We start from the raw sequence: 25,497 nt of genomic DNA on the forward strand, positions 1-25,497 counted from the left end.
CAGCTCCGATGAGCACGTACGCCATCGTCGGCCTCTCCTGCCTGCTGCCGGGAGCGGAGACCCCCGAGCAGTTCTGGCAGAACCTCGACTCCGGTACGGACAGCCGCACGGACGGGGGCGAACCGGTCTTCGGGCCCGCTCCCGCGGCCGGGGACGCCGACCCGCAGCACGGCATCTACTGCCGTCGGGGCGGCTTCGTCAGCGGCTTCGAATTCGACCCCACCGGCTACCTCCTCGACCCCGGCCACCTCTCCGGCCTCGACCGGCTCTTCCACTGGTCGCTGCACGTCGCCCGCGAGGCGCTGCGCGACAGCGGCCACGCCGACCGGTCCGCGACGCTCGAGCGCACCGGGCTGATCCTCGGCGCCTACTCCTTCCCCACGCCCTCCTCCGCCCGGGTCAGCGTGCCGCTGGCCCAGGAAGCGGTGCTGGAGGGCCTGCGCGCCAGCGGGCGGCCCGAACTCGCAGGGCTGGGGCGGCGCGCCCTGGTCGACCCGGCCGGACTGAACGCGGCGGACCTGCGGGTCAGCGGCTCCCCGGCCGGGCTGGCCGCGACCGCGCTCGGCCTGGGCGGGCCCCGCTACGCGCTGGACGCGGCCTGCTCCTCCGCGCTGTACGCGCTGAAGCTCGCCTGCGACCACCTGGCGGCCGGCCAGGCCGACCTGGTGCTGGCCGGCGGGGTCTGCGCCCCCGACCCGACCCTCATCCACCTGTCCTTCTCCGACCTGCGCGCCTACCCGTCCGACGGCTTCAGCCAGCCCTTCGACGACCGGTCCGGCGGCATCCTCACCGGCCAGGGCGCCGGGATGGTCGCGGTGCGGCGGCTCGCCGACGCGCTGCGCGACGGCGACCGGATCTACGCCGTCGTCGACGGCATCGGCCTGTCCAACGACGGCGCCGGCCGGCACCTGCTGGTCCCGCGGGGCGAGGGCCAACTCGACGCGTACGAACTGGCCTACCGCGGTTCGGGAGTCGACCCGGCCGCCATCGACTACCTGGAGTGCCACGCCACCGGCACCCCGATCGGCGACGCCACCGAGGCCGAGTCGGTGGCCGCGTTCTTCGGCGCGCACGGCAAGGTGCCGCTGATCGGCTCGGTCAAGGGCAACATCGGCCACCTGCTGACCGTCGCCGGGCTGAGCAGCATGCTCAAGGTGATCCTCGCCATGGCCGGCGGGCACATCCCGCCGACCATCGGCGTCGAACGGCCGGTCACCTCCAAGGACGGCGCGGTCGGCGACGGCGTGCTGGTCAGGAGCGGCCGCCCCTGGCCGCGGGGCGACGGCCCGCGCCGGGCGGCCGTCTCCGCGTTCGGCTTCGGCGGCACCAACGCCCACGTGCTGCTCTCCGAGCCGGTCGCGGCCGACGGGCCCGGTGCGGCCGGCGACCACGACCCTGTGGCGCTGCCCGCGCTCGACGTGGTCGGACTCGGCGCCCACTTCGGCGCGTTCGACAGCGTGGACGCCTTCGAACGCGCCGTGCACACCGGCGCCGACGCGCTGGTCCCGCTGCCCGAGCGGCGCTGGCGCGGCCTGGAGCAGACCGTCGGCGGCTCGCTGGAGCAGATCGCCGGCATCGGCCCGCAGGACCTGCCGCACGGCGCGTTCGTGGACGGCGTCGGCATCGACCCGATGGACCACAAGATCCCCCCGGCCGACCTGCGCACGTACAACCTCCAGCACGCGCTGGCCACCAAGGTCGCCGACGAGGCCCTGCACGACGCCGGGTTCAGCCGCGAGGTCCCCGCCGGCCGCCGCGCCCCGCACCCGCGGCGGATCGCCGTCGTGGTGGCCATGGAGATCGAGCCCTACACCCACGCCCGGCTCACCCGCTACAGCCTCGGCGGCTTCCTGCGCGAGCAGTTCGCACGCGCCGGCGTCGAACTGACCGACGAGCAGCGGGCCGCGCTCACCGCGGCCGGCCGGGACGCGGTGGTCGACCCGATCGTCGCCAACGAAGTCCTCAGCTACATCGGCAACGTGATGGCCAGCCGGATCTCGTCGCTGTGGAACCTCACCGGCCCGTCGTTCACCGTCTCCGCCGACGGCTCCGGCACCGCGGAGGCACTGGAGATCGCCCGGCTGCTGCTGCTCGACCCCGGCATCGAGGCGGTGCTGGTCGGCGCGGTCGACCTGGCCGGCTCCGCGGAGAACCTGCTGCTGCGCCCCGACGCCGTCCGGACCGCCGGACTGACCTTCGGCGAGGGTGCCCGCGGCCGCCGGATCGGCGAGGGCGCGGGCGCCGTCGTCGTCACCCGGCCCGGCGAGGGCACCGGCACGGTCTACGCCCGCCTGGACGCCGTCGCCGTACGCCACGCGGCGCCGGTCGACGGCGTGCTGCCCGAGGCCGACTCCGCACCGCTCGCCGCCGCGGCCACCGCCGCCCTGGCCGCGGCCGGGATCACCCCCGGCGACATCGGCTACGTCGAGGCCCACGCGGGCGGCACCGCCGCCCAGGACCGGGCCGAACTCGCCGCGCTGGCCCGGGTCTACCCCGCGGGCTCCGGCAGCGTCGCGCTCGGCAGCGCCAAGGCGCAGATCGGCGACGCCGGGTGCGCCGCCACGATGGCCGCGCTGATCCGCACCGCGCTGTGCCTGCACCACGGCTACCTGCCCGGCACCAGCGGCTGGCAGCGCCCCGCCGACGACCTGGCCGCCGACTTCGCCGCCTCCGCGCTCCACGTCCCCGCCGACTCCCGGCCCTGGCTGCGCCCCGCCAAGGGCGCCCGCCGCCACGCCGCCATCGACCTGATCGGCGCCGGCGGCACCCACGGCCACCTCGTACTGTCCGCGGACGCCACCCGCGGCGCCGTCACCGCCACCGACTGGCAGCGCGCCGGCGGCCCGCTGCTGCTGCCGCTCGGCGCCGCCACCCCGGACGCGCTGGTCGCCGCCGTCGCGCACCACCGCGACCTGCTGGCCGGCGGCGCGGAGCCGTACGAACTGGCGCGCGCCGCCGCGGCCGAACTGCCCGACAGGCGACTGCGGGCGGTGCTCGTCGGCCGGGACACCGCCGAACTGCTCGCCCAACTCCGCCTCGCCGCAGGCGACCTGCCCGGCACGCTCGCCCGCGGGGACGAGTGGGCGACCCCCGCCGGGTCCTTCTGCACCCCCCGGCCGATCGGCCCGGACGGAAAGGTCGCACTGGTCTACCCGGGCGCCTTCAACACCTACCCCGGCCTCGGCCGCGACCTCTTCCGCGCCTTCCCCGGGCTGCTCGACCGGTTCGAGGAGCAGGCCGACGAACCCGCCCGGCTCCTCCGCGCCGAACAGCTCTACCCGCGCACCCAGGCCGCCCCGCAACGCCGCGACCTGATGGAACTGGAGACCCGGCTCGGCGAGGACATCCCGTTCATGCTCGCCACCGGCACCAGCTTCGCCATCCTCTACACCGAGCTGGTCCGCGACGTGCTGGGCGTCACCGCCCACGGCGGGTTCGGCTACAGCCTCGGCGAATCCAGCATGCTCTTCGCCACCGGCGGCTGGCAGCCGGCCGGCCGCCGCGACGACCTGATCAGCGGCACCCCGATCTTCCGCGACCGGCTCTGCGGCCCGCGCCGCACCGTCCGCGAGGCGTGGCAACTGCCCGGCAGCACCCCGGACAAGGACGTCTGGTCCACCCATGTGCTGCTGTCCGCCGAGCCGCCGGTACGCGAGGCACTCGCCCGCTACGACCGGGTGCACCTCACCCACGTCAACACCCCCGGCGAGCTGGTGATCGCCGGCGCACCGGCCCAGTGCGCCGCGCTCATCGCCGAGTTGGGCTGCCCCGCGGCACGCTCCCCGGTCAACGTGGTCATGCACAACCCGGTGGTGGACGCCGAACTCGACGGCCTCGCCGGGCTCAACGACTACCCCACCGGCTCCATCGGCGACCTGGAGCTGTTCAGCGCCTACGACTACGCGGCGATCGCCGATCTCGACCGCACCCGGATCTCGCGGCGGATCGCCCACACCCTGCGCTCGACGATCGACTTCCCGCGGCTGGTGCGCACCGCCTACGACCGCGGCTTCCGCTACTTCCTCGAGGTCGGCCCCAGCGCGACCTGCTCGCGCTGGGTGCGCGACACGCTCGGCGACGCGCCCCACGTCGCCGCGTCCATCGACCGGCGCGGGGTGCCCGCCGCGAAGTCCCTCGCGCAGATGGTCGCGCGGCTGGTCGGCCACGGCCTCCCGGTCGACCTGACGGCACTGCTCGGCCCGGCCCCCGGCCCCTCCCGCGGCGCCGAACGCCGCGCGGCCGCCGCCCGCTTCCGGGTCGGCGGCGGCCCCCCGATCCCCGCCCGCGTCGCCCACGCCGCCGCGGCGACCCTGGAGGCCGCGCCTGCCGCACCGGCCCGGGGTCTCACCGCGGTGCCGGTGCCCGCCGCTGCCCCGCCACCGGCGCGGCAAGCCGCCGGCGCACCGACGGGCCCCGCCGCTTCGCTGCCGGCCGCCGCGGCCGCCACGGCCGGATCGGCCGGTCCGTTGCCGGGTACTGCCGCTGCGGCGCGGCACGTTGCCGGGGCGTCGGGTGCGCCTGGCGCGTCGGCAGCCGGCACCGCCTCTGGCGTGATCGGCGCACCGGCCGGCCCCGCAGTGTCGGCCGCGTCTGGCGCGGCGGCCGGATCGGCCGGGGCGCTGCCGGGCGTTGCCGGGGCGTCGGGTGCGTTGGGAGCGGACACGGCTTCCGGCGTGGTCGGTGGGTCGGCAGGACCTGCCGATGCAACCTCCGGCGTGACCGGCGCACCGGCTGTGCCTGCCGAGGCGGCTGGTCAGGCCGGTCCGTTGCCGGGCGTTGCCGCTGCGGCCCGGCGCACCTCCGGGGTGCCGGGTGCGCCTGGCGTGTCGGGAGCCGAGACAGCCGCGCCCGCCGATACGGCGGGGCCTTCCGCGGCGGCCGGAACCGCTGGGGCGCCGACCGCGCCCGCCGAATCTGCTGCCGGGGCGCTGCCGCCCACTGTTCCCGTCCTGTCCGAACCTCCGGAGGAGCCCGCGCTGATGCCTGCCGACCCGACCCTCGCCGACCCGGAGGTCATCGCCTTCGACGGCGAACCGATCAGCTTCCTGCCGTGGGCGCCCGCGGGACCGGCCGAGCCGGCGCCGTACGCCCCCGCCGTGGAGGCGCCCCCGGCACACGCTCCGGCGCCGGTGCCGACCGCCGCCGATTCCGCGCCGACGCCCGCCGCAGGCCTGATCCGCGAGCTGCGCGCGCAGATGCTCGCCACCCACACGGTGGTCATGGAGACCCAACGGGTGCTCCAGTCCGCGACGTTGGACCGCGCCGAGGCGCTGCTCGACCCGGCTGCCCCGGCCCGCCCCGCGCTGCCTCCGCACTCCGCACCGCAGGCGGTGGACCCGGCCCCGGTCCGCCCCTCCCTCCCCGCCGCCGGCGGGCCCGCGCCCGCGCCCACCCCTGAACCCGCACCCGCCCGCACGGGCGTGATCTGGGACGAAGCGGACCTCCTGGAGTTCGCCACCGGCTCCGTCGCCAAGGTCTTCGGCCCGGAGTTCGCGGTCGTCGACACGTACGCCAAGCGCGTGCGGCTGCCCGCGCAGCCGTACCACTTCGTCACCCGCGTCACCGCCCTGAAGGGCACTACGGGCGTCTTCGAACCCGCCACCATCACCACCGAGTACGACGTGCCGCAGGACGCCTGGTACGCGGTGGACGGCGGGGTGCCGCCGGCCGTCACCGTCGAGGCCGGGCAGTGCGACCTGCTGCTCGTCAGCTACCTCGGCATCGACTTCCGGAACAAGGGCGAGCGCGTCTACCGCCTGCTCGACAGCTCGCTGATCTTCCGCGGCGGGCTGCCCCGCACCGGCCAGACGCTGCGCTACGACATCTCCATCGACCGCTTCGTCCACCAGGGCGACACCACCATCTTCTTCTTCAGCTACTCCTGCTACGCCGACGGCGAGCTGATCCTCGAACTCAAGGACGCCTGCGCCGGGTTCTTCAGCCGCCAGGAGCTCCAGACCCCGCTCGGCGTGGTGATCACCGAGAAGGAGAAGGCCGCCCGCGCGGCCCTGACCCCGGGCTACTTCAAGCCGCTGGCGTACACCGAGAAGAACCATCTGACCGCCGCCGACCTGGAGTTGCTCGCCCAGGGCCGCCCCGGCGACGTCTTCGGCCCGCACCACGCCCAGGCCCCGGGCGTCAACCCGGCGCTGCGGCTGCCCGACGAGCGGCTCCGGATGGTCGACGACGTACGCGTCGACCGCACCGGCGGCCCGCGCGGCCTGGGCAAGCTGGTGGCGACCAAGCAACTCCAGCCGGACGCCTGGTACTTCGCCTGCCACTTCCCGGACGACCCGGTGCTGGCCGGCTCGCTGGTGGCCGAGGGCGCCGTCCAACTGCTCCAGATCTACCTGCTGCACCAGGGCATGCACCTCACCCTGCCCGACGCCCGCTTCCAGACCATGACCGACCTGCGGATCGACGTGCAGGTGCGCGGCCAGATCACCCCCGAGCACCGCGAGATCCGCTACGAGGTCGAGGTGATGGAGCTGACGCTGCTGCCGCGCGCCTCGGTGGTCGCCGACATCCTGGTGTACCTCGGCGACAAGCCGGTGATCCGGATGCGCAACCTCGGCCTCCAGGTCCGCGAGAAGGAGGGCACCCCCTACCGCCCGGAGGTCGGCGGCTTCCCGGCGTTCCTCGGCCGCACCAACCGCGCCGGCGAGCCGGCGATGATCAACGAGATGCACCTCGCGCACGCCGCCAAGGGCGACCTCGGCGTCGCGATGGGCCCGGAGTTCGACATCTACCGCACCAGCCGGGCGCCGTACATCCCCAACGGGGCCTTCCAGTTCGTCGACCGGGTGATGTCGCTGGAGGGCACCCGCGGCGACCTGAGCCCCGGCTCGGTGATGGTCTGCGAGTACGACTCGCCCGCCGACGCCTGGTACTACCGGCAGAACTCCTCGCCGTACATGCCGAACTTCGTCTACATGGAGTCCTCGCTCCAGGCGGCGATCTTCCTCGGCTACTACCTCGGCGCCACCCTCGGCAAGCCGCAGGAGCAGTACGCGATCCGCAACCTGGACGGCCGCGCCACCCTCGTCAAGGACATCGACCTGCGCGGCCGGACCATCCGGCACACCTCCACGCTGCTGATGACCAGCGCGGTGTCCGGCGCGGTGCTCCAGAACTTCAGCTACGAACTGTCCGCCGACGGCGAGGTGTTCTACACCGGCGAGTCGCTCTTCGGCTACTTCAGCGCCGCCGCGCTGGCCAACCAGGCCGGCCTGGACAACGGCCGCTTCGTGCCGCCGTGGATCGAGCAGGAGCAGGTCCCCGAGGAGCGGGTCCGCCGGATCGCCCTGCCCGACGGCGCACCCGCCTTCACCGACCCCGCCGGCGGCGAACTCCACCTGCCCGGCGGCAACTTCGCGCTGGTGGACCGGGTCGAGCTGGTCGCCGACGGCGGCCGCCACGGCGCCGGCTACGTGCACGGCTACCGCCAGGTGCGGCCCGACGAGTGGTACTTCGACTGCCACTTCCACCGCGACCCGGTGATGCCCGGCTCGCTCGGCGTGGAGGCGGTGCTCCAGGCGCTGCGGCTGTTCGTCATCGAGACCGGCCTCGCCGAGGGCATCGAGCGGCCGCGCTTCGCGATGGCCGAGGGCGTGGAGACGTCCTGGAAGTACCGCGGCCAGATCCTGCGCGACGACGGCGAGATGCAGTTCGACGCGCACATCAAGGAGGTGCGCCGCGAGGCGGACCGGCTGCTGGTGATCGCGGACGCGGACCTGTGGAAGCCGGGCCTGCGGATCTACGAACTCGCCGACGTGGCCATCGAGGTCCGCCCCGGCGCCTGACCGTCCCACCGGACCGATCGCCGTACCGGCCCCGCCCCGCCCCCGACCGGACCCGCCCGCACAGCCCCTGGAGCCTCCCCGATGGAGAACCGACCCCCCATGGAGCACCGCACCCCCATGGACCACCGAGACATCCCGCTCCGCTGGCACGGCGAGCGGCACCCGAGCACCGACTCGGCCGGGATCTACCAGGCCCTGGCCGACCTCGACGAGCAGTGCAGCATCGTCCTCACCGCCGACGGCATCGGCGCGGTCTCCGGCGGCGCGGCGAGCGCCGGCGGCGCCGGGCTGCCGCTGCTCGCCTCCGTCCCGCCGCTGCCGCCGCACCGGCTCGGCTCGGCCGCGTTCCTGACCGCGCACGGCGTCCGGCAGCCGTACCTGGCCGGGGCGATGGCTGGCGGCATCGCCTCCGCCGACATGGTCGTCGCGCTGGCCCGGGAGGGCTTCCTCGCCTCCTTCGGCGCCGCCGGACTGCTCCCGGAGGCCATCGCCCGGGCGCTGACCCGGTTCGCCGCCGAGATCCCCGGCCTGCCGTACGCCGTCAACCTCATCCACAGCCCCAGCGAGGACCGGCTGGAGCGGGAGGCGGTGGAGCTGTTCCTGCGGCACCAGGTGCGCTGCGTCGAGGCGTCGGCGTTCATGGGCCTGACCCCGCACGTGGTGCGCTACCGGCTGGCCGGGCTGCGCCGCGGCGAGGGCGGCCGGGTCGTCGCGGAGAACCGGCTGATCGCCAAGGTGTCCCGGCCGGAGACCGCCGAGCGGTTCATGCGCCCGGCGCCGGCCGCGCTGGTCAGCACCCTGGTGGAACAGGGCCTGGCCACACCGGAGCAGGCCGCCCTCGCCCACCATGTGCCGCTCGCCGACGACATCACCGTGGAGGCCGACTCCGGCGGCCACACCGACCGCCGCCCGCTGCCCGCCCTGCTCCCGACGATCGTGCGGCTGCGCGACGCGGTCCAGCACGAGCACCGCTACGCGGCGCCGGTGCGGGTCGGCGCGGCGGGCGGCATCGGCACCCCGGCCGCGGTCGCCGCGGCCTTCGCGATGGGCGCCGCCTATGTGGTGACCGGCTCGGTCAACCAGTCGTGCCTGGAGTCCGGGGCGTCCCCGGCGGCCAAGGCGATGCTCGCCGAGGCGGACATCGCCGACTGCGAGATGGCGCCGGCCGCCGACATGTTCGAGATGGGCGTCGAACTCCAGGTGCTGAAGAAGGGCACGCTCTTCCCGATGCGGGCCCGCCGCCTCTACCAGCTCTACCAGGCGCACGACGGCCTGGAGGACCTGCCTGCCGCCGAGCGCGCCAAGCTGGAGCAGCAGGTCTTCCGCCGCCCGCTGGAGGACGTCTGGAACGACTGCGTCGGCTACTTCGAGCGGCGCGACCCCGAGCAGCTCACCCGCGCCGCGGGCAGCCCCAAGCGCAAGATGGCGCTGGTCTTCCGCTGGTACCTCGGCATGGCCTCGCGCTGGGCGGTCACCGGCGAGCCGGACCGCGTGACGGACTACCAGATCTGGACCGGCCCGGCCATGGGCAGCTTCAACGACTGGACCACCGGCAGCTATCTGAAGACCCCCGGCAACCGGCGGGTCACCGACGTCGCCCACCACCTGATGCGTGGCGCCGCCTTCCACACCCGGCTGGCGCACCTGCGCACCGCCGGGGTGAGCATCCCGCCGTCCGCCGCCGACTACCGCCCGGTCCCGCTGGACGCCCCCGTCCTCGGCTCCTCCCCGGCAGGCACCCGATGACGACGGTGGCGACCAGGCCCCTGACCCCCGAGGCGCTCGAACTCCTCCTCGGCGACCCCGCCGACCCGGCCAACCCGTACGGTTTCGCGGCCGCCGTGGACCGCGACGAGCACGACGCCTTCCCCGACGCGCTGTGCGACGCGCTGCGCTCGGCCGGCTTCCACCTCAACTACCTGCCGCGCGCCTGGGGCGGCACCTTCGAGTCCTTCGACCGCAGCCTGACCCTGGTACGGGCCGCGGCCCGCCGGGACGTCAACGTGATGCCCGGCACCATGTTCAGCATCATCGCCGCGACCTGCCTGCAACTGCACGGCAGCGCCGCGCAGCAGGACCGGGCCGCGCAGATCCTGCGCCGCGGCGGCGCCGTCGCCTTCGCGATGACCGAGGCCGGCCACGGCAGCGACCTGCTCGCCAACGAGGTCCGGCTCACCCCGGACGGCCTGCTGTACGGCGAGAAGTGGATGGTCGGCCTCGGGCTGCGCTGCGAGGCGGTCTACGTGGTCGCCCGCACCGGGGAGCGCGGCCCGGGCGCCTTCACCGCGGTGCTGCTCTACCTGGCCGGCGCCCCGGCCGGGCAGCTGGCCCGGGACCCCGCCCCCCGTACCGGCGGCATGCGCGGCATCGACTTCGCCTACCTGCGCTTCCACGGCCTGCCCGTACCCGGCGAGGCCCTGGTCGGAAAGCGGGGCGAGGCGCTGGAGATGGCGGTCAAGGCCCAGCAGGCGGTGCGGCTGATGAGCATGGCCGGCAGCCTGGGCTGCGCCGACACCGCGCTGCGGCTGAGCCTGGACTTCGCCGCCGCCCGCCGGGTCGGCCGCACCACGCTCGACCGGGCGCCGCACTCCCGCCGTGAACTGGCCGTCGCCTCGGCCGCGCTGCTCGCCGCGGACGCGGTCGCGCTGGCGGCGGCGCGCGGGGTGCACGTGGTGCCGGAGGCGTTCAGCGTGTGGGGGCTGGCCGCCAAGCACGTGGTGGCCGAGGCCGCCGACGACCTGATCCGCCGCTGCGGGTCGGTGCTCGCCACCCGGTCGGTGCTGCGCGACGGGCTCTTCCAGAAGCTCCAGCGCGACTCGGCGGTGGTCCGGGTGATCGACGCCAGCGCGCTCGCCAACCTCCGCTCGTACGCGGGCCAGTTGCCCACCCTCATCAAGGAGCGGGGGGCGGCGGAGCCGGACGCGGTGCGCGCGGTCTTCGCGCTCGACGCGGGCCTGCCCCCGTACGAGCCCGCCCGGCTCGACCTGTTCACCCGCGGCCTGGACCCGGTGCTCGCCGCGCTGCCGCAAGCGGCGCAGGTGCTCACCGACGCGCTCGGCGACGGCCCCGAGGACCGCGAAGTCGCGGCGCTCGCCGAGCAGTTGGCCGGAGCGGTGGACGAACTCCGCGCCCTCGCCGGCCAGGCCCGGCGCCCCGGCGCCGACCCCAACGCGCTGGTCGACCTCGCCGAGCGCTACGCCTGGCTGCACGCCGCCGCGGCCTGCCTCCACCTGTGGTCGGCCAACCGGCACACCGCGCTGTACGGCACCGCGCCCGGCGCCACCGGCTGGCTCGGCGCCGCGCTGGCCTACCTGCTCGCCCGCGCCGACGGCGCCGACCCCCGCCGCCGCGCCGCCGCGCTGCTGCCCGCACTCGACGCCGTGGCCGCCCTGCGCGACGGCGACCGGCTCTTCACCGCCCTGCCCGTACGCCTGGCCGCCCACCGCGAGGAGTCCTGATGCCCAAGGCCGACCTGACCGCCCTGGCGGCACGGCTCGAAGCGCACCTCGGCGACCCGCACGACCCCGCCGCCCGGATGCCCTTCACCCGGATCATGGAACTGGACGAACGCGAGGAGTACCCGCACGAGTTCGTCGGCGACCTGCGCGGCTGGGGCGTGCCGGAGTACGCCCTGCCCGGCGAACAGGGCGGCCGCGCGGGCGACGTGGAGGCCGAGTTCAACCTCGTCCGGCTGATCGCCCGCCGCGACCCGACCACCGCCACCGCGCTGATCATCACCAACCTCAGCTTCATGCCGGTGTGGATCGGCGGCAGCCAGGAGCAGAAGCAGCGCGTCGTGGACGACGTCAAGCGCGGGCTGCGGCTGTCGTGGGGCCTGTCCGAACGCGGACACGGCAGCGACCTGCTCGCCAACGAGATGACCGCCGAGAAGGTGCCCGGCGGCTACCTGCTGACCGGCGGCAAGTGGCTGATCGGCAACGCCACCCGCTCCGACGGCATGTGCGTGTTCGCCCGCACCGGCGCGCGCGGCGGCCCCGGCGGCTTCTCGATCTTCGTACTGGAGAAGCGGAGCACGCCGGTCGGCTCGGTGGTGGAGCTGCCGCGCGAACGGCTGCACGGGCTGCGGGCGATGGACATCAGCGGCATCGAGGTGGACGGGGTCTTCGTGCCCGACGACGCGCGGATCGGCGCCGAGGGCCAGGGCCTGGAGATCGCGATCAAGGCCACCCAGACCGCCCGCGCCCAGATCAGCAGCATCGCCCTGTCCGCGGTGGACACCGGGCTGCGGCTGACCCTGGACTTCACCGAGTGGCGGGTCATCCTCGGCAAGGCGGTCAGCGACATCCCCTACAGCCGCCGCCAGCTGGCCGAGGTCTTCGCCGACCTGATGGTGTGCGACGCGGTGAGCCTGGGCGCGGTCCGCGCGCTCCAGGTGGTGCCGCAGCAGGTCAGCGTCTGGTCGTCGGTGGCGAAGTACTTCGTGCCCACGGCCCTGGAGCAGACCATGTCGCAGCTGAGCGTGGTGCTCGGCGCCCGCTTCTTCCTGCGCGGCCACCCGCACTACGGCGTCTACCAGAAGATGCTGCGCGACCTGCTGGTGGCGAACTTCGCCGACGGCAACACCGTGGTGAACCTGCGCAACCTCGGCAGCCAGCTGGAGGCGCTGCTCGCCTCGGCGACGGGCGCGGGGGAGGAGACCCGGGCGGCCGCCGCCGAACGCGCCGCGGTCCTCTACGGCATCGACCGCGCGATGCCGCCCTACCGGCCCTGGGAGCAGGAGCTGCACGCGCGCGGCATGGACGACGCGGTGCTGGCCGCGCCGGACGGTGTACGGCGGCTGCGCGCCCTGGCCGAGCAGGCCAAGGAGGAGGAGCGGGACCGGCTGGCGCGCGCGGCCGACACCGCCGCCGAACTCCTCGGCCACGCCGGCTCGATCGCCGAGCGCACCGCCGCGCTGCGGGCCGCGCTCGGCCGGGAGTACGCGCAGTCCGCGGAGCTGTTCGACCTGGTCAAGGAGTACTGCCTGGTGCACGCCGCGGCCGCGTGCGTGCTCACCTTCGTGCACTCGCACGGCGCGCTCGACGACCCGTTGCCCAACGCCGCTCTGCTGCTGCTCCAACTGGAGCGGCTACGAAGGAGGTTGCGGCCGCACGAGGCGGTCACGGACGCGTCGGACACCGACGAGGTGATGCGGGTGATGCGGCTGATGCACCGCGAGAACCGGCTCTTCTCGCACTGGCAGTTCCCGCTCGCCGAGCGCACCGCCGACCTGTCCGCGGCCCGCAGCTGAGCCGCACCAGGACCCGTACGCACGCCGCCTGCCGCGGCGACCGACGTGAGGAGGAGGCCCCCGTGACGCACCGCACGACCGACCCGACCCGCCCGTACCGCGCGGAACAGCCGTCCTCCGCAACCCGGTTGGCGGACGACCCGGCGGCACCGCGGCTGTGGCTGCTGCCCGAGCACGCCGTGCCGCGGTTCGCCGCCGAGACCGGCGGGCTGCGGCTGCTCACCGCCGACGAGCGGGCCCGGCACGCCCGGCTGCCCACCGAGGGCGCCCGGCGCCGCTACCTGGGCGCGCGGCTGCTCTCGCGCCACGCGCTCAGCGCCGCCACCGGACTGCCGCCCGAGCAGTGGCGGTTCCGCCACGGGCCGTTCGGCCGCCCCGAGCCCCAACCGGCCGCGGACGGCATACGGTTCAACCTCGCCCACACCGACGGCCTCATCGCGTGCGTGGTCACCCGGGGCGGCGCCTGTGGGGTGGACGTCGAGCGCGCCCCCGCCTCCCCGGAGGCGGTCGCCCACCTCGCCCGCCGCTTCGCCGCCCCCGAACAGGCCGAACTGGCCGCCCTGACGGAGGCGGAGCGGCGGGCCCGCTTCAGCGAACTGTGGGTGCTCAAGGAGGCCTACCTCAAGGCGCTGGGCACCGGCCTGACCCGGCCGCTGTCCGGCTTCACCTTCACCGGCCCGCGCCCGCGCCCGTATGCGAACCCGCGCCCGTATGCGAACCCGCAGCCGTACGCCCGCCGCCCGCAGCCGTACCCGTACCCGTACCCGTCCGCAGCCCCCGACGACCGTGTCACCGTCGACGACCCCGAGCTGGCCCCGGGGGAGCGCGACCGCTGGCGCTTCGACCTGCTCCACCCCGGCCCGGACCACGTCCTGGCCGTGGCCGCAGCCGACGGGCGCCCAGACGCCCCGCACTGCACCGATCTCCTCGACCTCCCCGCCGGACTGTGAAGGAAACCGTCATGCCGCTGAACCCCGCCCCACGCGTTGCGATCGTCGGTGCCGGTGCCGCAGGGATCTCCGCCGCCTACCACCTGCGCGACCGCGCCCGGATCACGCTCTTCGAGCGGGAGAACCGCCTCGGCGGCCACGCCAACACCGTGGAGGTCGAGGAGAACGGCAAGGTCCTCGGCATCGACACCGCGTTCGTCGTCTTCAACCGCCCGGCCTACCCCAACATCTACCGTTTCTTCGAGGAGTTGGGGGTGGAGCCGGTCCAGCACCTGGGCGGCTTCAACTTCTTCGACCTCGACAGCGGCCTGGAGTACGGCACCACCGAACTGGCCTGGAGCGAGGAGGAGGTGCGGGCGCACTACGGCCAGACGCACCCGCGGTTCCTCACCATCTGGCGCGAGGCCCGCCGCTTCCACACCGAGGGCCGCAAGGACTTCGTGCGGGGGCGCGCCGACATCCCGCTGGGCGAGTACCTCGACCGCGGCGGCTACAGCGCGGAGTTCCGCCACTCGTACGTGATCCTGCTGTGCTCCGCGGTCTGGTCGGTGCCGGCCGAGCTGATCTGGCAGATGCCGGCGGCCACGGTCATCGCGTTCTTCCTCGGCCACGACGAGGGCGGGCTCGGCGGGCAGCGGGTGGACTGGCGCACCGTCGGCGGCGGTTCGATCTCCTACGTCCGCAAGGCGATCGCCGCCATCGGCCCGGAGCTGCGGATCGCCGAGCCGGCCACCGGGGTGCGCCAGGACGCCGACGGGGTCACCGTGACCACCGCCCGCGGCAGCGAGACCTTCGACTACGCGGTGCTGGCCGCCCACGCCGACGAGTCGCTGGCGCTGCTGGAGAACCCCACCGAGCGGCAGCGGGCCGTCCTCGGCCCGATCCACTACAACCGGTCCCGGGTGGTGCTGCACACCGACGCCTCGGTGATGCCCGGCACCCGCGAGCGCTGGGAGGCGTGGAACTACGGCAAGGTCTCCGTCAACGGCACCGCCGGCACCTACGTCGCCTACTACATGAACAAGCTGCACGGCTTCACCGCCGAGCAGGACTACTTCGTCACCCTGGACTACCCCGGCACGATCGACCCGCAGCGGGTGATCGCCGAGTTCCCGTACACGCACCCGATCATCGACGTCCGCGTGCGGGAGCTCCAGAAGGACATCTACCAGGTCAACGAGGGCACCCGGGTGAAGCTCTGCGGGTCCTACTTCCACTCCAAGCAGCTGCATTGGGACCAGATCGGCTCGCACGAGGCGGCCTTCTCCTCCGGCATGGAGGCCGCCGCCCAGCTCCTGCGCGAACTCCCCGGCCACTGACGCGAAAGGCAGGCAGCGCACATGACCGCCATCGACGACACGGCGTACGAGGAACGGCACCGGCTGCTCACGCTCAGCTGGTGGCAACTGGTGTGCATGAGCGCGGGGGTGCGCCCGGCGGTCGATCCGGAGGCCCACCCGGGCACCCACCCGGACGGGCCGGACGGCGAGGCTCCGGCCGAAGCCGCCTGATCCTGACCGTGCTTCTGCTTCTGGTTCCGCTACTGCCCGTACCCGTACGTGCCGCCGGACCGCGGCCCGGCGGGCGACCCGGTGGGCGGTCCACCGGACCGCCGCCCGGGGCCCGCGGTCCGGGCGGCGGGGGCGGGCCGCTCACCGGCTGTGCCGCTTCGCGGACTCGTTCTCCTGGGCGAGTCGGCGCAGCGCCAGCAGGGCCGGCTCCAGCAGGATCGTCAACAGCACGGCCCGCTCGGCCCGTTCGAGCAGGTCGTCCTCCTCGTCGAGCTGGTCGAGGTCGAGCACCGCGGTCTCCTCGGCGATCCGGGCGTAGGGCAGCAGCGAGCGCCAGCTGTAGTCCGCGCCGAGGGAGCGCATCGTCTCCAGCGTCTCGGCGACGACGCCCTGTGCGGGGGAGTAGGGGGAGATCTCCCAGCCCATCTCCGCCAGCAGCTCGTCCACCTCGGACGGGTCGGCATCCGCCTCGGACGGGTCCGTCTCCGTCTTCGTCTCGGCCGTCTCCGTCTCCGCCTCCGTCTCGGCCGGGTGCGGGCCCGTCCCCGCCGGGTTCGGCTCCTTCCCGGCCGGGCCGCGCACCGGCTCGGCGTTCTCCTTGTCCACCGGCCGGGCGCCCAGCACCAACCCGAGCACCTGGTGCAGGTCGGCCTCGTTCTCGGAGACCGCGCCCAGTACGTCCCTGGTCTGCTGCACGGTCAGGCCGCGCACCCCGATCAGCGCCCGGATCAGCCGCAGCCGCCGCAGGTGCTGGTCGCCGTACTCGGCCTGGGTGGCCGCGGTGGCCCGCCCCGGCGGCAGCAGGCCCTCGCGCAGATAGAACTTGATGGTCGCGTTCGGGACTCCGCTGCGGCGGCTCAGCTCGGAGATGCGCAAGACGTTCCTGCTCTCGACTGGCAATTGGGTACTGGCACTGTCTAGTATAGATACTGCCACTCACTAATTATGAAGGCAGGGGTTACGGTGCCCACTCTTCCCTGGACGATTCCGAATCCGGCCGCGCCGAACACCGAGGCGTTCGTCATGGCATCCCGGTTCGAGGTGCGGTCCGCCAAGGACGTGCCCCGCTTCTTCGCGAAGTCGCTGGTGGCGTGGCGCCAGGTGCGGGCCGCCCGGGGCGCGCTCGGGGCCTCGCTGATCGCCCAGCCGCTGAAGCGCACCTTCTTCACGCTCTCCGCCTGGGACACCCGGGACTCCCTCTACGCCTTCGCCAAGACCGCTCCGCACCGGGACATCATGACGAGCCTGCGGCCCACCTGCCGCGACTCGACCTTCACCTTCTGGACCGTCCCGGTCGGGCAGCTGCCGATCACCTGGGACGACGCCAAGCAGCACCTCGCCGAGCAGGCGCGGGCCGACGAGGCCGGCCGCCGCGCCGCCGCCTCCTGACCTGACGGCCGCCGGCCGGCCTGCGCCGCCCGCCCCGAACACCCGGCCCGGGGTCCCCCGTCCCCGGGCCGGGGCCCACCACCGGTCGGCCATGGCGCCGACACCTGCAAAGGAGTGTCATGAGCACGATGAAAGAGGAGGGCGTGGCACCGCCCTCCGCGGAACCCGGGGCCGGCGGCCGCACCCTGCCGCTCTGGCTGACGATCGCCGCGTGCAGCGTGCCCATGTTCATGGTCGCGCTCGACAACCTCGTCGTCTCCACCGCGCTCCGCACGCTCGCGGTCAAGCTCCACGCGTCCAGCCAGGACCTCCAGTGGTTCGTCAACGCCTACGTCCTGAGCTTCGCCTGCCTGCTGCTGACCGGCGCCGCACTCGGAGACCGCTTCGGCCGCCGGAAGGTCTTCCTCGGCGGCATCGCGATCTTCACCCTCGCCTCGATCGGCTGCGGCCTGTCGGACACCAGCGGCCAGCTGATCTTCTGGCGGGTCGTCGAGGGCTTCGGCGGCGCGGCCGTGATGCCGCTGTCGATGACACTGCTGGGCGCCGCGGTGCCCGCCCGCCGGCGCAGCCTCGCACTCGGCCTGTGGTCCGCGTTCAGCGGGCTGGCCATCGCCATGGGCCCGGTGGTCGGCGGCGCGGTCGTCGACGGCCTGGCCTGGCAGTGGATCTTCTGGATCAACGTCCCCGTCTGCGTGGTCGCCATCCCGCTGGTGGTCTTCGTGCTGCGGGAGAGCAAGGTCCCCGACACCCACCTGGACCTGCTCGGCATGGTGCTGGCCACCGCCGGGCTGGTCGCGGTGGTCTGGGGGATCGTCAACGGCCAGCAGGACGGCTGGTCCTCCGGCCGTATCCTCGGCGCCTTCGTCGGCGGCGCGGTCCTGCTGCTGCTCTTCCTGTTCTGGCAGCGCCGGGCGGCGCACCCGCTGCTCCCGCTCCGGCTCTACCGGGCCCGGGCGTTCGTGCTGACCAACATCGTCTCCGCGAGCATGTACTTCGGGGTCTTCGGCTCGATCTTCATGCTCTCCCAGTACCTCCAGATCGCGCCGCACCGCACCCCGCTGCACGCGGGCCTGCTGACCCTGGCATGGACGCTGATGCCGATGGTGATCGCACCGGTCGCCGGCCTGCTCACCGACCGCGTCGGCGGCGGGCGGCTGATGGCGCTCGGGCTGTTCCTCCAGGCGATCGGCCTGGCATGGATCAACCTCGCCGCCACCGCGGACACCCCCTACTCGCACCTGGTCGGCGGCATGGTCATCGGCGGCGCCGGCATGGGCTTCGTCTTCGCGCCCACCGCCGCGGTGGTCCTCGCCTCGGCCGGGCCCCGGAACCAGGGGCAGGCGTCCGGCGCCAACAGCACCGTCCGGGAGATCGGCGGCGCGCTCGGCGTCGCGGTGCTCGGCACCGTCTTCGCCCGCAGCGGCAGCTACCTCGGCGCGCAGCAGTTCGTCCACGGGCTGCACCCGGCGACGTGGGTCGGGGTGTGCGTGGTCGTGGCGGGCGGGATCTGCGCGCTGTTCATCCCGCGTGACGTGTCGCCGCCCGCGGAGCCGGCCGAGGACGGCGACACGTCCGAGGGCGAGCCGGCCGAAGCCGCCCCGTCCGAAGGGGCCGTGGCCGAGGGCGCGACCGTGGTCGGGCTGCGCGCGGTGCGGCCCGCGGCGGACTGACCCGGGACCCTACCGGGCGCCGCACCCGGGACCGTACGGGCGGGGCGCCGCAGCACCCGGGACCGTACGACCCGCCCGGTTCCTGTGACTCCGTGGCACGCGCCGTCCTCCCTTGGCCCTGGGCGGCGTGTGCCACGGACCCGTCTGCGCTGCGATGCCCTCCGCTGCCGCCCTCCACCGCCCTTCGCCGGGAGGGTGCGCCACCCGGTCGACGCCGGGCGCGACCAACGGCGGCATCCGCCACCGTCCCGGTCGTGTCCGCCGTGCCCGCCGGCCGGACCTGCCGCAGGATCGGGACCGCGAGCGGGCGCGGGCCCGCGGGCGGCGGGCGCGTACGGAGAGGGCGGCGGCTCATGCACGGCAGCGGGCAGCAGGCGTCCCGGCGGCGCCCCGACGAACCCGCCGCATCCGCCCCGCCGGCCCCCTCCCCACCACCGGCCCCGACCGACGCCCCCCGCGGTGACGCCGCCCGTACGGGACCGGCCCCCGGTCGGCGCCAGGTGCTGCGCGCGGCCGCGTCGGGCCTGGTTGCCGTCACCGCCGCCGGGTGCGGCGCCGGTACGCACCACGCCCACCCCACCCCCTCCGCGCGCCCCACCCCCGACCCGGGCGCCTTCCGCCTGACCGGGCACGCCGCGCCCAAGGGCACCAAGGACTGGCGGCTCGGCCCGACCGGCCCGCCGCACGCGATCGAGGGCTACGCGGACCGGGTCAGTGTGCTGCCGGGCGAGACCGTCGGGCTGCACGTGTCGACCCCCTCCCGCACCTTCCGCGTCTCCGCCTACCGCGTCGGCTGGTACGGCGGCGCGCAGGCGGCCCTGGTGTGGGCCTCGCACACCGCGCGCGGCGGACGGCAGGACCGGCGCAGCACCACCCTCGACACGCGCATGATCAGCGCCGGCTGGGACCGCGCCATGGAGATCCCGACCACCGGCTGGCCCGCGGGCGCCTACCTGCTGCGGCTGGAGGCCGACAGCGGCCACCAGCGGTACGTCCCCCTGGTGGTCCGCTCGACCGCCGCCCGCGGCCGCACCCTGCTCATGCACGCCCCGGCGACCTGGCAGGCGTACAACGACTGGGGCGGCAGCTGCCTCTATTACGGCTCGGACGGCTCCTACTCCCGCCGCTCCTACGAGGTCTCCTTCGAACGGCCCTATGCCAAGAACGGGGCCGAGAAGTTCCTCGTCTACGAACGGGCCGCCGTGGTCCTCGCCGAGCGCTCGGGCATCCCGCTCGCGTACACCACCGGGGTGGACGTCCACCGCGACCCGTCGGTGCTGGCCGGCGCCACCACCGCGGTCTCGCTCGGCCACGACGAATACTGGACGCCCGAGCAGCGCCGGCACGTCACCGCCGCCCGCGACAAGGGCACCAACCTCCTCTTCCTCGGCGCCAACACCTGCTTCCGCCGGGTCCGGCTGGCACCGGCCACCGGCGGGGCCCCGCCGGCTGTGGTGTGCTTCAAGACCGACTACTACGACGACCCGTACCTGGCCGACCACCCGAAGATGGCCACCACCGACTTCCGCGCCGGACCGGGCGCCGACCCGGAGTCGTCCCTGACCGGCGTCCTGTACGAAGGCTTCCCGGTTGACGCCCCGTTCGTCGTCCAGAACCCCGACCACTGGGCCTTCCGCGGCACCGGGGTCCGCCGCGGCGAGAGCTTCGCCCACCTCGTCGGCGTCGAGTACGACCGCGTCACCCCCAGCGCCCCCACCCCGGCGCCGATCGAGGTCGTCGCGCACTCGCCGCTGGTCTGCCACGGGCGGCACAGCCACTCCGACTCCGCGTACTACACCGCCCCCGGCGGTGCCGGCGTCTACGCCACCGGCACCATGCGCTGGGTCGAGGGCCTCATGGCGGGCACCGGCCTCGACGGCCGCGACCACGGCATGGACGCGCGCACCCGGGAGTTCGTCACCAAAGTCACCGACAACCTCCTCACCGGCTTCGCCCAGGGTCCCGCCCTCCACCGCCACCCCGCGCCGCGCCCCAACCTCTCCCGCCTCTACCCGTCCTGAGTCCTCAAGATCTCTTGACCGCTCGCGAAGGCAACGCAAAAAGCTCTGCCAGGGCTCGGAAGAAGGCATAGTGTGTCTCTCGTCCCGCCGGGCAGCGGGCTGACCGCAACGACATCCGGCCGCGGCTTCCTTCGGGGAAGCCGCGGCCGGGGCGGGAAGCGCGGTGTTCAGACGGGGACGGTGATCGAGACGGTGTTGCCCTTGTCCGAGAGCAGAATGCATTTCGCCGGGTCGACCGCCGCCGTGAACGGCATCGAGTCGGCGGATACAGCCGCCGGCGCGATGTCCCCTTCGGGGGGCGGGGCGCCTCGCAGTGCGATGGCGATGACCGCCGCGCCGGCGGGTTCCGGCGACGCGGTGACGGATATCGCCTCGCCGACGGGTCTCGGCGATGCGGTTGCTGCCATCGCCGGGGTGGCGAGCAATGTGAGGCCGGGCAAGATTGCTCCCAAGGCGACGGCAGTCTTGATCAGGGGGATTGAACTCAAGCGAGACTCCGGTCCATGATCGACAGGGGCAGAGTCCCGCAGATTACGGCACCGGTGAGGTCGCACGCGAGTTCGCGCGAGCGCGCCGGAAATAGTATAAAGGTACGTTGCTCAGGCGTCCGCCGAGCCGTCCAGGGTCTCTAACCGCTGCGCTATGGCGTCCGCCGCCCGGTGGTTCTGTGCTCGGGCGGCCGCAAGGGCTCGCCGTAAAACTTCGCATGCATTCGGCATATGCCCCGATGCCGTCAGTGTATCAGCGAGTACCACCTGCGACTCCACGACCTCGTCCAGGTCGTGAATTCTGGTAGCGGTCATGACAGCCTCTTCGAGATGGGCCCGGGCGCTGTCGAGCCGCTCTTCGTCGAGCTCGGTGCGTCCGATGCCGCGGAGCGCCTGCGCCGTCTGGTGGGCCGCCCCGATGTCCCGTGCGACCTGGAGGGCATCCGTGAAGGACGTCGTCGCCTCTCCGAAGGAGCCGCGCTTGCGATGCGCCTCGCCCATGCTGACGAGGACGTCCGCATAGCTCTTCCGGTCGTCCAGTGAAAGGAAGACCGGCAACAGCGAGCGGCACAACTCCAGCGCTTTTTCCGTCTCCCCGAGTTCGATGAGGATATCGGCGAGGCTACTGCGTGCCGTCGCTCTGTCGTAGCGGTTTCCCGAGGCGTCCAGTAAAGGAATTGCTTCCTCCGAGGCCTGCCGGGCGAGATCTATCCTTCCGATTCTCAGAAAAGCGTCGGAGAGATTGTTCAGAGCAACGGCTGCCGCCTTCTTCTGGCCGATCTCGATCGAGTGGGCGCGGGATCTCCGGAAATTCTCGATGGCCTTTTCGTTTTCGCCCAGATAAAGGCTCGCCACGCCAATATTGTTTGCCAGGCGGGACTGGTCGCCGCGGCTGCCGAGGTCGGCGTATATGTCGTAGGAATTCTGGAAGCATTCGAGTGCGGCCGCGTGTTCCCCGCGGTGCCACTGGAGGGCGCCGACCGCCCGGAGGGCCTCCGCCTCGGCGGGGCGGTCGCCGGCCGCGCGGGCGATCTCCAGCGCGGGTCGTGCCGCGTCGGCTGCTTCCCCGTACTGGCCGGTGCTCGCCAGGGCATTGGAGAGGCCGAGCAGCGCGCGGCACAGGACGGGTCGGGGGCCGTCCTGCGACCAGTGGGCCACCGCGTGCCCCAGTACCTCGACGGCGTCCTGCCAGTGGCATTCGGAGTCGAGGAATCCCGCGACGCAGAACGCGAGGCGGGCGGCGCTTTCGGGGCTTCCGTGGCGCCGGGCGAATGCCTCTACCGCCATGACGTTCTCGCGTTCGGTGTCCAGCCACCGCCTTGCGGCGTCGGCGTCAGCCCAACTCGGCAGCTCGCAACGGTATGTGACGGGCCATGAGATCGCGCGCAGGCGGTCGGGATATGCCAGCCGGTCGGCAGCGTCGACGGCCTGAACGTAATAGCTGATCATCCGATCGACGATCCGGGCGCGCACATGATCGTCATCCTCCGCCTTGGTGAGGCCGAAGGCGTAATGCCGTAGAAGATCATGGAATTGATAGCGCTCGGGTACGGGCTCACGTAAGAGGTGATATGTCAGGAGGTCTTCCAGCAGCCGTTCCGCGGTTCCCAGGGGAAGGCCCAGGGCAGCGGCGGCGGTCTCGGCGGTGAAGTCGGGACCGGGGAGCAGGCTCAGCTGCCGGAAGGTTCTGCGTTGCGCTCTGGTCAGGGTCCGGTAGGAGAGGTCGAAGGCTCGGGCCACTTCGTGGTCGGCGTCCCGCATCTCGGCCAGGCGCTCGGGGCTGCGCAGCAACCGGTCGCGGAGGGTGGCGAGGGTCCACGCGTTGCGAGCCTGGAAGCGGTTGGCCACGACTTCGATGGCGAGCGGAAGGAAGCCGCACAGGCGGACGATCCGCCGTACTTCGACCGTGTCCCGGGTGCGCTCCTCACCCGCGAACCTCCGGAACAGCGCGACCGCGTCGTCCCCGGGGAGGACGTCGAGCAGGATGTTGCGTGCGCCGGGCAGCCCGCTGATGTGCCGCCTACTGGTCAGGATGACCAGAGAGGGCGTGTCGCTCGGCAGCAGCAGGCGTACCTGGTCGGCGTCGAGGACGTCGTCGAGCACGATGACGGCACGGCGCTCGGCCAGCATCGTGCGCCACAGGTCGGCCCGCCCCTCCACGTCGACGGGGATGTCCTCCGCGGGTGCGCCGATCAGCCGCAGCAGCACGGCAAGTGCCGCGTCCGGGCTGAGCGGCTCCTGGAGCAGGGAGTGCGCGCGCAGGTCGAGGTAGAGCTGCGCGGCTGGGTAGGCGCCGGCGAGTTCCGCGGCGGTGTGCACCGCGATGGCGGTCTTCCCGACGCCCGCCATGCCGCTGACGGTCTCCAGCGCGAGGACCGATCCTCCGCGGGCGGCGTCGACGGACCCGGTCAGGGCGCGCAGTTCGGTGTCCCGGCCGATGAGCGGCGGCTGGTGGGGGAGGTTCCGAGGCGAGCGGGCAGGTGCGGGGTCGGGCTGCGGCGCGGTGGCCACCGCCGGCCCGGGAGCGGTCGTGGCCGCCCGGACCAGGTCTGCCGCCGGGGCTCGGTTCAGGATGCCGAGGTGGATGCGTTCCAGCGCGGCCCCCGGCCGGGCGCCGTACTCCTCCATCAGCAACCGGCGGGCCTGCTCGTGTACGCGCACCGCGTCGGTGAACCGCCGGCTGCCGTAGTAGGCGAGCATGAGATGCCCCAGGAGCGTCTCGTCGCCCGGATACTGCGCCACGAGTGCGGAGATCTCGCTGACGCTCTCGGCGAACCGGCCCAGCCGCAGTTCCGCGCCGAGCCGGGACAAGGTGGCGGCCAGGTGGCGTTCGGACATCATCCGCCGGGCCGTCTCGGCCCACTGGCCGGGCAGCCCGGCCAGTGCCTCGCCCTGCCAGAGCGCGTCGGCCGACGCGAGGGCTTCCACGGCGGTCCGGTCCTCGCGGCGGACGGCTTCGGCCACCAGCCGCTGGTAGCGGTGCCAGTCCACGGAGTCGGGTTCGGCTTCGAGGACGTAGGTGTGGGCACGGGTCACGATGCGCGGTGCGTCGGGGCCGCCGGCCGCGCGCCGTAGGCGCCCCCGCAGCCGTGAGACATAGGTGTGGGCGTTCTCGCGGGCATGGTCCGGCGGCGCTCCGTCCCACAGCCGGCCCACCAGTGCGTCCAGTGCGATCGGGCGCCCCGCCTCGAGTGCGAGGGCGGCCAGCAGCGTCCGCTCCTTCACCGATCCGAGTTCCTGGCGCTCGCCGTCGACCCACAGCGCCACCGGTCCCAGTATGTGGAATTCCACCAGCGCCCCTCCCCGCTGGTCCGTCCCTCACGACGAGGATGGCACCGGTGGGGAAAAGGTGCCATACCCTCCAGAAGTGTGGCCGGATCGCCCCGCGCGCCGGCTTGCCGTCTTCCGGGGCAGGGGCCGCGGATGGCGTAGTTGTATTGACCCGCAGGGTTGTTGACTCGACTGATGGGGGGCTGGCCACCGAGCGCGGTGTGGCCGCGGTGATGGTTGTAGGTGTGGATGAATTCCGCCAAGGCATCGGTACGTTCGGCATTGCTGGCTTCGGGCGCACGTAGGCCCATTCGTCGAGCAGGGTGCGGTTCAGGCGCTCGACCTCGCCGTTCGTCTGCGGACGGTATGGTCGGGTCCGTTTGTGGACGATGCCGGCAGCGCTGAGGGTCTGACCGAACAGGCGGGATCTGTAGCAGGAGCCGTTGTCCGTGAGGACGCGTTCGACGGTGATGCCGTGGGCGGCGAAGAAGGCATTGGCTCGCTGCCAGAACGTCGCAGCGGTCTCCTTGCGTTCATCGGTGCGGACCTCGCTGTAGGCGAGGCGGGAGTGATCGTCGACGGCGGTGTGGACGAAGCTGTAGCCGATCACGGGGCTGCCGCCTTTTCGCGCGCTGGTCGTGGCTTGCCGGTTGGCGTCGGCCTGCTGCCGGGACATGATCCGATGCCCGCCGCCGTCGGGGATCTTGCCGAGCTTCTTGATGTCGACGTGGACCAGTTCGCCGGGACGCTCGCGTTCGTAGCGGCGGATGACCTGGCCGGTGGGCCGGTCCATCCAGCGCAGCCGGTTCATACCGTGGCGGGTCAGGACGCGATGCACTGTCGAGGCAGGCATTCGCAGAATCGGGCCGAGGCGTGCGGGGCCGAGTTTTCGTTCGCGGCGCAGCTCGCAGATGCGATTCTCGATGCCCGTGGGGGTGCGATGGGGTGTGGTGAGGGGCCGACTGGGACGGTCATAGAGACCTGTGTCGCCTTCGGCTCGCCAGCGCCGTACCCACTTGTGGGCGGTAGTGCGGGAGATGCCCATTTCGTCGGCTACATGGGCGACGGGCCTTCCTGCGCGGACACGATCGACCAGAAGGCGTCTGCCATGGACGGTCAACCGCGCGTTGGGATGGGACAGGAGC

13 protein-coding genes and 1 pseudogene are annotated in these 25,497 nt (G+C 73.5%); 10 read left to right on the forward strand and 4 right to left on the reverse strand.

Going from position 1 to position 25,497, the window contains the following annotated elements; all coding sequences use genetic code 11:
• Positions 1-8: 8 nt before the first annotated feature.
• The 7 genes from AC3EVP_RS26575 to AC3EVP_RS26605 all read left to right on the forward strand — a co-directional run bounded on the left by AC3EVP_RS26575 (position 9) and on the right by AC3EVP_RS26605 (position 15,514).
• On the forward strand, positions 9-7,802 hold the full coding sequence (locus AC3EVP_RS26575; protein WP_435133937.1) for a beta-ketoacyl synthase N-terminal-like domain-containing protein: 7,794 nt from the start codon (positions 9-11) through the stop codon (positions 7,800-7,802).
• A gap of 117 nt (positions 7,803-7,919) precedes the next feature.
• Positions 7,920-9,548 carry a PfaD family polyunsaturated fatty acid/polyketide biosynthesis protein gene (locus tag AC3EVP_RS26580; RefSeq protein WP_435134021.1) on the forward strand — a complete coding sequence of 543 codons (1,629 nt, stop codon included), beginning with the start codon at positions 7,920-7,922 and terminating at the stop codon, positions 9,546-9,548.
• 5 nt (positions 9,549-9,553) lie between these two features.
• Positions 9,554-11,260 (forward strand): acyl-CoA dehydrogenase family protein, encoded by a 1,707-nt coding sequence (locus tag AC3EVP_RS26585; RefSeq protein ID WP_435133940.1) that lies wholly within the window; start codon positions 9,554-9,556, stop codon positions 11,258-11,260.
• Positions 11,260-13,053: an acyl-CoA dehydrogenase family protein gene (locus tag AC3EVP_RS26590; protein WP_435133943.1), complete on the forward strand. Its 1,794-nt coding sequence runs from the start codon at positions 11,260-11,262 to the stop codon at positions 13,051-13,053. Before AC3EVP_RS26585 ends, AC3EVP_RS26590 begins: the two co-directional genes overlap by 1 nt.
• 62 nt (positions 13,054-13,115) lie before the next feature.
• The gene (locus AC3EVP_RS26595; RefSeq protein WP_435133945.1) at positions 13,116-14,003 is read left to right on the forward strand and encodes a 4'-phosphopantetheinyl transferase family protein; all 888 of its coding nucleotides are present in this window, start codon (positions 13,116-13,118) and stop codon (positions 14,001-14,003) included.
• Between the two features lie 11 nt (positions 14,004-14,014).
• Positions 14,015-15,322, forward strand: coding sequence for an NAD(P)/FAD-dependent oxidoreductase (locus tag AC3EVP_RS26600; protein WP_435133948.1), 1,308 nt, complete (start codon positions 14,015-14,017; stop codon positions 15,320-15,322).
• Positions 15,323-15,343: 21 nt separating this feature from the next.
• Complete coding sequence (locus tag AC3EVP_RS26605) at positions 15,344-15,514, forward strand: hypothetical protein (protein WP_435133951.1); 171 nt, start codon at positions 15,344-15,346, stop codon at positions 15,512-15,514.
• 141 nt (positions 15,515-15,655) lie between these two features.
• On the opposite strand, the gene AC3EVP_RS26610 is transcribed toward AC3EVP_RS26605, so the two are convergent.
• Positions 15,656-16,390, reverse strand: coding sequence for a MerR family transcriptional regulator (locus AC3EVP_RS26610; protein ID WP_435133954.1), 735 nt, complete (start codon positions 16,388-16,390; stop codon positions 15,656-15,658).
• Positions 16,391-16,477: 87 nt separating this feature from the next.
• On the opposite strand from AC3EVP_RS26610, the gene AC3EVP_RS26615 reads away from it, so the two are divergent.
• From AC3EVP_RS26615 to AC3EVP_RS26625, 3 genes are all read left to right on the forward strand, one after another.
• On the forward strand, positions 16,478-16,903 hold the full coding sequence (locus tag AC3EVP_RS26615; RefSeq protein WP_435133957.1) for a DUF3291 domain-containing protein: 426 nt from the start codon (positions 16,478-16,480) through the stop codon (positions 16,901-16,903).
• A gap of 119 nt (positions 16,904-17,022) precedes the next feature.
• Positions 17,023-18,573, forward strand: a complete 1,551-nt coding sequence (locus tag AC3EVP_RS26620) for a DHA2 family efflux MFS transporter permease subunit (RefSeq protein ID WP_435133960.1) — start codon at positions 17,023-17,025, stop codon at positions 18,571-18,573.
• 353 nt (positions 18,574-18,926) lie between these two features.
• Entirely contained in the window at positions 18,927-20,594 is a 1,668-nt protein-coding gene (locus AC3EVP_RS26625; RefSeq protein WP_435133963.1) for a N,N-dimethylformamidase beta subunit family domain-containing protein, read from the forward strand.
• 167 nt (positions 20,595-20,761) lie between these two features.
• Here AC3EVP_RS26625 and AC3EVP_RS26630 read toward each other — a convergent pair whose 3' ends face one another.
• The 3 genes and pseudogenes from AC3EVP_RS26630 to AC3EVP_RS26640 form a co-directional block, all read right to left on the reverse strand.
• Positions 20,762-21,082, reverse strand: a complete 321-nt coding sequence (locus tag AC3EVP_RS26630; RefSeq protein ID WP_435133965.1) for a hypothetical protein — start codon at positions 21,080-21,082, stop codon at positions 20,762-20,764.
• A 111-nt stretch (positions 21,083-21,193) separates the two neighbouring features.
• Positions 21,194-24,349, reverse strand: a complete 3,156-nt coding sequence (locus tag AC3EVP_RS26635) for an AfsR/SARP family transcriptional regulator (protein WP_488179828.1) — start codon at positions 24,347-24,349, stop codon at positions 21,194-21,196.
• Between the two features lie 164 nt (positions 24,350-24,513).
• Positions 24,514-25,493, reverse strand: a pseudogene (locus tag AC3EVP_RS26640) (IS481 family transposase); the annotation flags it as partial.
• Positions 25,494-25,497 lie beyond the last annotated feature (4 nt).

Source organism: Actinacidiphila sp. bgisy144 (assembly GCF_057708105.1).

What these genes read in the sequence shown, in the direction of transcription:
- AC3EVP_RS26575 (WP_435133937.1), top strand. Translation starts at nt 9, where the DNA reads ATGAGCACGTACGCCATCGTCGGCCTCTCCTGCCTGCTGCCGGGAGCG.
- AC3EVP_RS26580 (WP_435134021.1), top strand. Translation starts at nt 7,920, where the DNA reads ATGGACCACCGAGACATCCCGCTCCGCTGGCACGGCGAGCGGCACCCG.
- AC3EVP_RS26590 (WP_435133943.1), top strand. Translation starts at nt 11,260, where the DNA reads ATGCCCAAGGCCGACCTGACCGCCCTGGCGGCACGGCTCGAAGCGCAC.
- AC3EVP_RS26600 (WP_435133948.1), top strand. Translation starts at nt 14,015, where the DNA reads ATGCCGCTGAACCCCGCCCCACGCGTTGCGATCGTCGGTGCCGGTGCC.
- AC3EVP_RS26605 (WP_435133951.1), top strand. Translation starts at nt 15,344, where the DNA reads ATGACCGCCATCGACGACACGGCGTACGAGGAACGGCACCGGCTGCTC.
- AC3EVP_RS26620 (WP_435133960.1), top strand. Translation starts at nt 17,023, where the DNA reads ATGAGCACGATGAAAGAGGAGGGCGTGGCACCGCCCTCCGCGGAACCC.
- AC3EVP_RS26625 (WP_435133963.1), top strand. Translation starts at nt 18,927, where the DNA reads ATGCACGGCAGCGGGCAGCAGGCGTCCCGGCGGCGCCCCGACGAACCC.